Raw genomic sequence first — 11,111 nt, 5'->3', positions numbered from 1 at the left:
GGGTGGATCCCTCAGGGAGAGGGGCTGGGGGTGAGGGTGGATCCCTCAGGGAGAGGGGCTGGGGGTGAGGGTGGATCCCTCAGGGAGAGAGGCCGTGGGTGAGGATCTCAGGAAGAGGGGCTGGGGGTGAGGGATCAAGTATTGAAATAGCGGGCCGCCGGGTGGTAGGCGACGATGGCAGTGGTGGACTGTTCCGGATCCAACTGGTCGCTGTCGTCCATGGTCAGGCCGATGCGCTCGGCCCGGAGCAGCTCCAACAAAACCCGCTGATCGGCGATGTTGGGGCAAGCAGGATAGCCGAAGCTGTAGCGGGAGCCGCGGTAGCCCTGGTGCAGGATCTGGCGGATGTCAGGGCTGTCCTCGCCGCCAAAGCCCAGCTCCCGCCGGATGCGGGCGTGGCACCACTCTGCTAAGGCTTCTGCCAGGGTGACGGCCAGGCCGTGGAAGTAGAGGTAGTCGGTGTACTGGCCTTCGGCAAACAGGCGCTGGGCGTAGACCGTGGCCTCTGGCCCCACTGTAACTGCCTGCATGGGGAAAACGTCCACCAGGCCGGTGGAGCGATCGGCGAAGAAGTCGGCAATGCAGAGGCGCTGGCCGGTTTTTTGGCGGGGGAAGGTGAAGCGGGCCAGCTCCCGCACCTGGGGAGAAAGCTGGGGGCGCTCGACGGTGGGCAGTTGGAAGTAGGTGGTGGAGCCGGGCTCTAGAGCAAACAGCTCGGGGAAGCTGGCCGGGTCGAAGAGGATTAACGTATTCCCTTCCGCCTGCGCCGGGAAGTAGCCATAGACCACCTGCGGGTGCAGCAGGTCTTCGGCCAGGATCCGCTCCTTCCAACGCTCGATCACCGGCTCCACCTGGGTGGCGAGAAACTGGGCAAACTCCTCCGCCGACTGGTCGCGCGGCTTGCGGATCTGCCACTGGCCGGCCACCAGGGCCTGCTTGTCGATATAGAAGAAGACTTCCGGCCAGGGGATCTGATCTGAGGCGAGAACTTTGGATCCCCAGAAGGGGGGGATGGGCCGCTCGGTATCAAGGGTAACCGCCTCGGAGCGACGGGTGTCTGCCCCGCCGTCGCCAGCCGAGACCGCAAGGGCAGGAGCAGCGCCCACGGTCACCTCTGGAGCCGGCAAGGTGGGATCCGCTGGATCCGCAGCAGCCTCCTTCTGGCCGTTGACTCGCTGCTCCAAGTCATCCAGAAAACCCAGCCGGTCATCCCAGCGCCCGGCGGCCTTGGCCTGCATCAGCCGATCCATAAAGTGCAGGTCGGTAAAGGCGTCGCGGCCATAGATGACTTGGCCCTTGTAGGTCTGGCGGCAGTCTTCTTCCACAAAGCGGCGGGTAAGGGCCGCCCCCCCTAGGATCACAGGCACGGCGATGCCCCGCTCGTTAAACACCTCCAGATTTTCTTTCATAAACGCAGTGGATTTCACCAACAGGCCGCTCATGGCAATGCAGTCGGGCTTGTACTTTTCATAAGCCTCGATGATGTTTTCCACCGGCTGCTTGATGCCCAAATTGATGACCTTGTAGCCGTTGTTGGTGAGGATGATGTCCACCAGGTTTTTGCCGATGTCGTGGACATCCCCCTTGACGGTGGCGATCAAGAAGGTGCCCTTGCACACCTCCCCGCCCACCTTTTCCATGAAGGGCTCTAGGTATTTCACCGCCGCCTTCATGGTTTCTGCCGACTGCAGCACAAAAGGCAGTTGCATTTTGCCGGCGCCAAAAAGCTCTCCCACCTCCTTCATGCCGTCCAGCAAAAAGGTATTGATGATCTCCAGGGGGGAGTATTTCTGCAGCGCCTCCGCCAGGGTCTCCTCCAGGCCGATGCGCTCCCCATCGATGATGTGCCGCCGCAGCCGCTCCTCCAGCGGCAGCTTGGCCAGGGATCCCGCCGCCCGCAGCTCCTGGCTGGAAACCCCTGCAAACAGCTCCGTCAGCCGCGCCAGGGGATCGTAGGTGCAGATGCCCTCAGCGTTAAACTGCCGCCGATCCCAGATCAGATCCCGGCACACCTGCTGCTGCTCCTCCGGGATCTTGCTTAGGGGCAGGATTTTGGCGGCGCTGACGATGGCGGCATCCAGCCCGGCCTGGCGGCACTCGTGCAAAAACACCGAGTTCAAGACCACGCGGGCTGCCGGCGAAAGTCCAAAGGAGATGTTGGAGATGCCCAAGAGGATGTGGGCATCGGGGAAAGCCTGGCGGATGCGGCGGATCCCTTCCAGGGTGGCCGCTCCGTTGGCGCGGTCTTCCTCAATGCCGGTGGAGATGGGCAAAGCCAAGGGGTCAAAGAAAATCTCGTAGGGCGGGATCCCGTACTCAACTGCCTGGCGATAGGCCCGCTCGGCAATCTGGAACTTCTTCTCGGCGGTGCGGGCCATGCCCTCCTCGTCGATGGTGCCGATGACCACCCCCGCGCCGTAGGTCTTGGCCAGCTCCAGCACCTTGAGGAAGCGCTCTTCCCCATCCTCGTAATTGGTGGAGTTGAGCAGGCACTTGCCCCCGGCCACCTTGAGGCCAGCCTCCATCTTCTGCCAGTCGGTGGAATCCAGCATCAGGGGAAGCGGGATCTGGGTCACCAGCCGCGAGACCAGCTCCCGCATATCCCGCACCCCATCCCGGCCCACGTAGTCCACGTTCACGTCGAGGATGTGGGATCCCTCCCGCACCTGCTCCCGCGCCAGGGCCACCAGGCCGTCCCAATCTTCAGCGTTGAGCAGCTCCCGCATCTTCTTGGAGCCGCTGGCATTGAGCCGCTCGCCGATGATTAAAAACGAGTTGTCCTGGAGGTAGGGCTGGGGCGAGTAGATCGAGGCGGCAGCCTGGATGCGCTCGACGGCGCGGCGTTTGGGCCGCAACCCCTGGACGGCTGCCACCAAGGCGGCGATGTGCTCCGGGCGGGTGCCGCAGCAGCCCCCCACCACCGCCACCCCCAGATCCCGCACAAAGTGTTCCAGGTGGAAGCGCAACTGCTCCGGCGTCAGCTTGTAGTGGGCCTTGCCGCCGATGTTTTCCGGCAGACCGGCGTTGGGGATGCAGGAGATGGGGAAGGGGGAATGGCGGGAGAGGTAGCGGATGTGCTCGGCCATCTTGTCCGGCCCGGTGGCGCAGTTGAGGCCCAGCACATCGATGGGGTAGGGCTCCAGGACGGCCAGCGCCGCCCCGATCTCCGTGCCCACCAGCATCGTCCCCTGCACCTCAAAGGTCAGGGACACCACCACCGGCAGGCGGATCCCCCGCCGGGCCAACTCCTGCTGCACGGCCACCAAGGCCGCCTTGGTCTGCAGAATGTCCTGACAGGTCTCGATAATGAGGAGATCCGCCCCGCCGTCGAGGAGCCCCCGCACCTGCTCCTCATAGGCAGCCCGCATCTGGTCAAAGCCGATGTGCCCCAGGGTGGGCAGCTTGGTGGTGGGGCCGATGGAGCCGGCCACAAAACGAGGCTTTTCCGGCGTTGAGAACTCGGCTGCCACCCGCTTGGCCAGCCGCGCCGCCGCCACGTTTAGCTCGTAGGCTTTTTCCGGGATCCCGTACTCGGCCAAGACAATCGAGGTGGCGCCAAAGGTATTGGTCTCGATGACGTCGGCCCCCACCTCTAGAAAACCCCGGTGAACCTGCGCCACCGCCTCCGGCTTGCTCAGCACCAGGATCTCGTTGCAGCCTTCCAGCTCCGGCCCACCAAAATCGGCTGCCGTCAGGTTCTGGGCTTGCAGAGAGGATCCCATTGCCCCGTCGAAGACGATCACACGTTCCTGGAGATGCTGTAGGAAGGGATGGGTCATAGGCGGTGCGGCGCAGGCAGGGATCAAGTTGGATCTAAAGAAAGTCTGATTTAAGGTAGCATTGAGCCTTTCGCTTGGACTAGACCGAGGCCAGGGATCCGACTTTGGTTATTGAGGTGGATTTAACATTTTCTTTGCCTGCCCCGTTGCTGTTTCCCCAAGGTCGGGCTAATTTAGGGAAGACGTTTTGGTGAGAACGGCTACAGTTGCCTGCAAGTGCTCCCTTTGAGGCCATTTGCTGCCTGCTGTAGAGGGATCTTCTTCTCCTAGGTTGGAGTGGTTGAGGTGCTGAATGTCCTGTCCCCCTGGTGAAGTGCCTCGCCTGCCGTCGCAAGATTGGCGAAGAAAAAGATCCGCCTTTCGCAACTGCGAGAGGCTCCGTCCATCAAGATGAGTCTTGCGCCAGTTCAGTTAAGCCCCATGAGCGATATCTGCTTCCAGATTGACCGGAGCAATCGCCTATTAGAAGCGGGCAAGCCAGGTTTTGGTTTGCCGGTCTAACTCTCTCACTCTGGCGCTGTGGGAGGCGGCAGAGCTGCAACTGGCTCTCCTCCTTTTGGCGTCTAGCCTCCTCTAGTCACCTTCTGTTGTCTGTGATCAGGATCACGAGGAACTCAGCATGGCTCAAGCAAAGGAATTGGTGCAGTCTGGTCAAACAGCGCTTCTCGAACCGGATCTGGAAAATCCATCTTCCAGCGCTCTGGAGTTGGAGAGTGGGACGGACACGCTCGAGAGCGAACTGGATACCGGTGACACTGATGCTTTTGATGAGGATGAGGACGAAGAAGAGGTAGCAGACGAGGATGGCGAGACTGTCGCCGTCGGTGCCAAGGGTCGTTCGAAGCGCAAAGCGGCCAGTAAGAAAAAGCCCTACACTGATGACTCCATCCGGGTCTATTTACAGGAAATCGGGCGCATCCGGCTGCTGCGGGCCGATGAGGAAATCGAGCTGGCCCGCAAAATTGCCGATCTGCTGGAGCTAGAGCGCGCTCGCGAGGCCGTTTTTCAGCGCATGGGCCTCTGGTCGGATCCAGAGGAGGTGCCCGACACCCTCTGGGCAGAGGAAGTCAAAATGTCCCTGCCGGAATTTCGGCGGCGGTTGCATCGGGGGCGGCGGGCCAAAGAAAAGATGGTGCAATCCAACCTGCGCTTGGTGGTGTCCATCGCCAAAAAATACATGAACCGGGGCTTGTCGTTTCAGGATCTTATCCAAGAGGGATCCCTGGGCCTGATCCGGGCAGCGGAAAAGTTTGACCACGAGAAGGGCTACAAGTTTTCCACCTATGCCACCTGGTGGATCCGCCAGGCCATCACCCGCGCCATTGCCGACCAATCCCGCACCATTCGCCTGCCCGTCCACCTCTACGAGACGATCTCCCGCATCAAAAAGGTGACCAAGTTGCTTTCTCAGGAGCTGGGCCGCAAGCCCACCGAAGAGGAGATCGCCACCCGCATGGAGATCACCATCGAAAAGTTGCGCTTTATCGCCAAGTCGGCCCAGCTCCCCATTTCTTTAGAAACGCCCATCGGCAAGGAAGAGGATTCGCGCCTGGGCGACTTTATCGAGTCCGACGGGGAGACGCCGGAGGATCGGGTGGCCAAAGTCTTGCTCAGAGAAGATCTGGAGAGCGTTTTGGAAACCCTCACCCCCCGCGAACGGGATGTGCTGAAGCTGCGCTACGGCCTGGATGACGGCCGCATGAAAACCTTGGAAGAAATCGGCCAGATCTTTAATGTAACCCGCGAGCGGATCCGGCAGATCGAGGCTAAGGCTCTGCGCAAGCTGCGCCACCCCAATCGCAACAGTGTGTTGAAAGAGTACATCCGCTAGGATCCGGTCTTAGGATGGACTCAGTTGCCGCTGCCAACCGACGTATGGAGCCTCTTCAGCATGAACCCCCATGAGACGCCGGATCCCAACTCCTCTGCAAAGGCCGACGGGGAGGGCAGGGATCTGCCTCCGGCCAGGCTGGAGTACCACGTGGAGGAGTTTAAGATCAGCGGGGACGAGCTGTTGGCCAAGATCCGCGAGCTGATCGAAGAGGCCAATGTTCGCCGCATCTTGATCAAAAATGCCGAAGGGCAGACGTTGATCGAGATCCCTCTGGGCGTAGGAGTGGCCGCAGGGGTGTTGGGGGCGGCTCTGTTTCCGGTGTTGGCGGCTGTGGGAGCGATCGGAGCTCTGGTGGCCAAGCTGACCATTGTTGTGGAGCGAACCATTCGCGATGATTCCTAGCCCGCCAAGCTTGTTCCAGCGGCTGATGCCCGCCTCAAGGCCGAGCCCGTGAGGCGTTTGTGGGCAGCTTTGACTTTCTACACCGCCTTGCCTTTGGGGCGGGCGGGTGGGCTATCGTTTGAGGGCATCGCCGCCTGGCTGCCGGTGGTAGGCCTGCTGCTGGGCGGGATCCTCTCCCTGGCGGCGCTTCTGCTGCAGATGTTCCCAAATGCGGTGCGAGCGGCTTTGCTGGTGGCTCTGTGGGCTCTGTTGACCGGTGGGCTGCACCTAGACGGGGTGGCCGATACGGCTGATGGCCTGGCGATCAACGTCCACAAACATCCTCAGGCAGGGGATCCGCAACCGTCGGCCCGGCACCTGGAGGGATCCCGCCGCCTGCAGGTGATGAGCGACAGCCACACCGGGGCCTATGGGGTGCTGGCCTTGCTGCTGCTGCTGCTGCTGAAATTTGCCGCTCTGAGCAGCCTTCAGGTCTGGCCTCTCTTGCTGCTGGTGCCGGCTTGGGGGCGTTGGGGCCAGTTGCTCGCCATCGCCCTTTACCCCTATCTGCGCCGGCAGGGATCCGCCCGCTTCCTCAAAGACTCCACTGCTCTGCCGGGATCCCTGTGGCCGGGCACGCTGCTGTTGCTGGCCATCACTGGGGGGTTGGGCTGGGCCGGGCTCCTGGCTTGGCAGCCTTTGCTGCTTTGGACGCTGGGATCTGCCCTGGGAGCCCTGGCCGTGGGCTATTGGATCTACCGCCAGTTGGGAGGGCACACGGGGGACACCTACGGAGCTACGGTGGAATGGTCAGAAGCGATAGCCTTGTTGTGGGGATCCCTGCTCGAGCCATCATGAACCTTCTGGCCGCCCTGAAAACCTCCTTCCAGATCACCCTCGCTCCCCTATCCATCGACCGTGTCCACCAAGAGGCATCCCATCCGGGCAATGGGGCAGTGGTGGTGATGAGCGGCTCTGTTCGCGATAACAACCTCAAGCACAACGCCCCCATCTGGGAAAAAGAACACTGGAGGGATGGCAGCAGCGCCTGGGTGAGCATGGGCGCTTGCCAACTCTCTGCGAGAGGATGTTAAGCCCCTCTACAGCAGGCCCACGTGCTCGGCCAAGCCCAACTGCTGACGGGCCGTTTGGCAGTCTTGCTGAATTTGCTGCACCAAATCCGCCACTGCCGGAAACCTCCGCTCTGGGCGAATAAAGCCCTGCAGCGCCACTTGCACCTCTTGCCCGTAGAGATCCCCTGTCCAATCCAGCAGATGTACCTCGACAGTGTGCTGTAGCCCGGCAAACGTGGGGCGGTGACCGATGTTCATCACCCCAGGCAGGGCTGCCGCCGCCGCAGGCACATCCACCCAAACGCTGTACACCCCATCGCGGGGCAAAAACTTCTCCGGGGGCAGGCGCAGATTGGCAGTGGGAAAGCCCAGTTGTCGGCCCCGCTGATCCCCTCGCACCACCTCTCCCATCAGCCGATAGGGGCGACCCAAGAGCGCTGCGGCGGTGGACACCTCCCCGGTCGCCAAGGCAGCGCGAATGCGGGAGCTGCTCACCCGTTCCCCGTTCAGTTGTGCCTCTGGGATCACCTCCACCGGAATGCAGCGCTCGGATCCCCAGGCTTGGAGGGTTTGGGCGTTGCCGGCACGACGGTGGCCAAAGCAGAAATCCCAGCCGACGCTGAGATGGCGAGCGCGCAAGCCCTGTTCCAGTACTGTTTGGATAAACTCTTGGGGCGGCTGGCGGGCAAATGCAGGGGTGAAGGGGAGCAACACCACCTGCTCAAAACCCATCTGCGCTAACAGAGCCAGCTTTTCGGCAGGGGGAGTGAGCAACAGTTGCCGGCGCCCTGTCAGCACTTCTTGGGGATGGGGATGAAAGGTGAGGACGGTGCGCACCCCCTGGAGAGAGTCTCGAATCGGCTGCAGCACCTTCTGATGGCCCAGATGCAGGCCATCGAAGTTGCCGATGGCCACAGCGGTGGGTCGCAAGGTTTGAGCCAAATCAGAAGTTACATGCACAGTTTGGGATCCCGAACAACAGCCAACCCCCTCTACTCCAATGGCCAAAGCAGGGCCACCAGCCCGCTTAAGCCCACCACACCCCACAGGCTACGTCGCAGGCGCTGCAACACAGGGTCGATCTGATGGCTGACGATCAGCCGATGCTGCGCCAGCTCCTCTTCCGATTTCGCGTAGATCGCCCCATCGTACCAGCCACTTTCTTCATAGGGGATCCGGGCCTGCAGCAAGCGCCGCCGCACATAGGCCCATCCCAAATAAAGATGGAGCAACACCAGGCCGAGCAAAGCATTGGCCCCCAGCACAGACCCAGAGACGAAGTGGCCCCAGTCCCCGGCAAAGCTGCTCCAAACCAGCGGGGAAACCGCCAGCACGACCGCTCCCCAAACAGCGCCGATTCGCCGGAGATAAGGAATCCACCCCAAAGCGGGCCAGGAGAAAGGAAAAGACTCCCTTAGCTCGGCATACTGCCGCAGCGGCTGTTGCTCAGCAGGAATGGGATGGGCAGGATCCAGCATACACCTTAATGTATCTACACAAAATGATATCGGTCGGGTCAGCTCCCCGCCAAGCCCATTCTCAGAGTCCGCCCCGATAACCGAAGGCGAGCGGGGTATCGTATTGAGTAGTGTGGTCGCGTCTACAATCCCTCTTGCCATGAGCTTCACGAGCGAATCTGCCGCCGCACCCTATGTCGTCCTGAGAGAGCCGGACGGCAGCCAGAGGAAGTACATTCTCTCCGGAGCGACCGCTTGGACACTGGGCCGCGATGAAGACAACGCCATCGTCCTAACCGATCCCAGCGTTTCGCGCCAACATGCCCTGCTGCAATACCTCGACCACAACAGCATCTATCTCATCGATCTGGGCAGCCGCAACGGCTCCTTCGTCAACAATCGCCGCGTCAGCATTCCCACCCTGCTGCAAGATGGAGATCACCTCACCCTTGGACAATCCCAGCTCGAGTTTCACAGCGGATCCCTGGCCAGCTCAGAACCCAGTTCTGCGGCCAAACCGTCGGACACCCTGGTTCTGCAAACCCGCTGGCTGATCTCGGTGGCTGTGGTGGATGTGCGCGGTTACGGACAACTGACCCAACAACTGGACGAGCGCCTCCTCTCCCAGGTGATGGGCGATTGGTTCCGGCGGGGCGGAGATATCATTCAGCAGTACGGCGGCACGGTCGATAAATACATTGGCGATGCGATCATGGCCGTTTGGTTCCACGCGCCCCAGGCCAACCCAGCTCCCCTGGAAACCGCAGCGCCGGGAATGGATCTCGACGTCAAGTCGGTTTTGCAGGCCATGACGAAGCTGTTTCAAATGACCGAGCACCTGAACGGCGAGTTTCCTCTGCCTTCTCCCATCCGGCTGGGGGCAGGTGTCAACACCGGCTCGGCGATCGTGCGCCAGGTGGGCAACAACACTCGCCAGGAGTACACGGCCTTGGGAGATACAGTGAATTTGGCCTTTCGCATCGAGAGTGCCACCCGCACCCTCAACACCGACTTGGCCATCAGCCACGACACCTATATCTGCTTGGCCAAACAACTGGGGCAGGCAGCCACCTGCTTCTCGCAGCAGGCCGTAGAGCTGAAGGGGTATGCCCACCCTCATCAGGTGTACTACTGCGATGTGGGGTCTTTGCAAGCCGTTCTCGGCACCTAGACCCCGCCTCCCGATACCCGTGGGATCCCGCCGTTCCTCCAGAACCTTCTGCTGCTCCTTTACAGGTGGTCACTTTTCGGTCACCTTGGAGTTTCGCCGTCCGGTGAACGGGATCCCGCGCTTGGGTCGCCAAAGCCAGATGTGGTGTAGGTTTCCCGATATCGGCGGAAGATTGTCTCTGCCGGCGGTAACTTGCTCAGGGGGAAAGGCGGCGCAGAAGCTGGGGATCCACCTCGCCCACATAGGTATTCAACCCGATAGCCGTGGCGATCAAAGCCCCATCCACCTCCACCCGCCGGTATTGGGCGATGGCCTCTGCCAGGGGCACATCCACCACCCGCCGGTTTTGCCAGGCCACCATGCGGTCGTACTTGCCCTGGGCGATCAGGTCCACAGCCGCCACCCCAAAGGCTGCTCCCAGCAGGCGATCCAGCGGCGAAGGGGTGCCTCCCCGCTGCAGATGGCCCAAAACCATCACCCGCGTCTCGATGCCGGTGCGCAGGGCGATCTCGTTGCCAATATAATGGCCAATGCCACCGTAGAGAGACTGCCCCAGGCTGTTGGTGTAGGTTATGGGCTCGCCTGACTCGGTGGGAACGGCCTCCGCCACCACCACAATGCTGAAATTGTTGCCCCGCTCTTTGCGGTCGAGGATCCTTTTGCAGACATTCTCCAGCTTGTAGGGGATCTCCGGGATCAAGATCACATGCGCCCCCCCGGCAATGCCGGCGCTGATGGCAATGTGACCGGCATCCCGCCCCATCACCTCCATGACCATAACCCGGCTGTGGCTGATGGCCGTGTAGGTGAGCTGATCCAGGGCCTCCACAGCCACGCTCAGAGCCGTATTGAACCCCACCGAATACTCGGTGGCGCCAACATCGTTGTCGATGGTCTTAGGGATCCCGACGAAGTTCCAATCCCCCTGCAGAGCCAATTGCCGGAGAATGGCCAGGCTGCCATCCCCGCCCACCCCGATCAAAGCATCCAAGCCCAGCCGGTGGTAGCCGGTGATCACCTCTGCCGAGCGATCCACCAAGCTGCCGTCGGGCATGGGATAGGCGAAGGGGTTGCCCTTGTTGACAGTGCCCAGGATGGTGCCACCATAGCGCAAAATGCCGGAAACCCGCTTGACATCCAGCAGCTCCGCCTCCACCGGTCGGGCCATCAGTCCTGCCGTCGCATCTTTGATGCCGTAAACATCCATGTCGTAGTCGCGGGCCCGCCGCACCACCGCTCGAATCACAGCGTTGAGACCGCCGCAATCGCCGCCGCTGGTGAGGATCCCGATTCGCTTACGTTTGGGCATAGGTCTCTGGCTGAAAAAGGGCGAACATCCTAAACATCGATTGCAGAGAAAAAGGAGAGGTTGAGGGATCCCTACAACCCAGCAAGATCAGGTTAGCCTGCCTTGCC

The 11,111-nt window shown here is 61.5% G+C and carries 9 protein-coding genes; 5 read left to right on the top strand and 4 right to left on the bottom strand.

What is annotated here, in order from left to right:
• Positions 1-134: 134 nt before the first annotated feature.
• Entirely contained in the window at positions 135-3,779 is a 3,645-nt protein-coding gene (gene metH / locus NW826_RS06640; protein WP_414509737.1) for a methionine synthase, read from the bottom strand.
• 619 nt (positions 3,780-4,398) lie between these two features.
• Here metH and rpoD point away from each other — a divergent pair.
• Genes rpoD through NW826_RS06620 form a run of 4 tightly spaced genes read left to right on the top strand, consistent with a single transcriptional unit; the run spans position 4,399 to position 7,088 of the window.
• Positions 4,399-5,610: an RNA polymerase sigma factor RpoD gene (gene rpoD / locus NW826_RS06635; protein ID WP_414332759.1), complete on the top strand. Its 1,212-nt coding sequence runs from the start codon at positions 4,399-4,401 to the stop codon at positions 5,608-5,610.
• A gap of 60 nt (positions 5,611-5,670) precedes the next feature.
• Positions 5,671-6,015 carry a DUF4342 domain-containing protein gene (locus NW826_RS06630; protein WP_414332761.1) on the top strand — a complete coding sequence of 115 codons (345 nt, stop codon included), beginning with the start codon at positions 5,671-5,673 and terminating at the stop codon, positions 6,013-6,015.
• Between the two features lie 48 nt (positions 6,016-6,063).
• Positions 6,064-6,852: an adenosylcobinamide-GDP ribazoletransferase gene (gene cobS, locus NW826_RS06625; RefSeq protein ID WP_414332763.1), complete on the top strand. Its 789-nt coding sequence runs from the start codon at positions 6,064-6,066 to the stop codon at positions 6,850-6,852.
• Positions 6,849-7,088, top strand: coding sequence for a hypothetical protein (locus NW826_RS06620; RefSeq protein ID WP_414332764.1), 240 nt, complete (start codon positions 6,849-6,851; stop codon positions 7,086-7,088). Before cobS ends, NW826_RS06620 begins: the two co-directional genes overlap by 4 nt.
• Before the next feature lie 6 nt (positions 7,089-7,094).
• Here NW826_RS06620 and NW826_RS06615 read toward each other — a convergent pair whose 3' ends face one another.
• Both NW826_RS06615 and NW826_RS06610 read right to left on the bottom strand, forming a co-directional pair.
• Complete coding sequence (locus NW826_RS06615) at positions 7,095-8,027, bottom strand: bifunctional riboflavin kinase/FAD synthetase (protein WP_414332766.1); 933 nt, start codon at positions 8,025-8,027, stop codon at positions 7,095-7,097.
• Between the two features lie 32 nt (positions 8,028-8,059).
• Complete coding sequence (locus NW826_RS06610) at positions 8,060-8,545, bottom strand: CGLD27 family protein (protein WP_414509736.1); 486 nt, start codon at positions 8,543-8,545, stop codon at positions 8,060-8,062.
• Positions 8,546-8,684: 139 nt separating this feature from the next.
• Between NW826_RS06610 and NW826_RS06605 the strand changes: the two genes are divergently transcribed.
• On the top strand, positions 8,685-9,695 hold the full coding sequence (locus NW826_RS06605; RefSeq protein WP_414332770.1) for an FHA domain-containing protein: 1,011 nt from the start codon (positions 8,685-8,687) through the stop codon (positions 9,693-9,695).
• A 196-nt stretch (positions 9,696-9,891) separates the two neighbouring features.
• Here NW826_RS06605 and NW826_RS06600 read toward each other — a convergent pair whose 3' ends face one another.
• On the bottom strand, positions 9,892-11,004 hold the full coding sequence (locus tag NW826_RS06600; RefSeq protein WP_414347998.1) for an ATP-dependent 6-phosphofructokinase: 1,113 nt from the start codon (positions 11,002-11,004) through the stop codon (positions 9,892-9,894).
• Positions 11,005-11,111 lie beyond the last annotated feature (107 nt).

Origin of the sequence: Synechococcus sp. OH20 (genome assembly GCF_047502685.1) — a bacterium.
Classification (GTDB): Bacteria; Cyanobacteriota; Cyanobacteriia; order Thermostichales; family Thermostichaceae; genus Thermostichus.
Note: the sequence above shows the minus strand (reverse complement) of the source record. Positions and strands in the feature narration are given on the sequence as shown.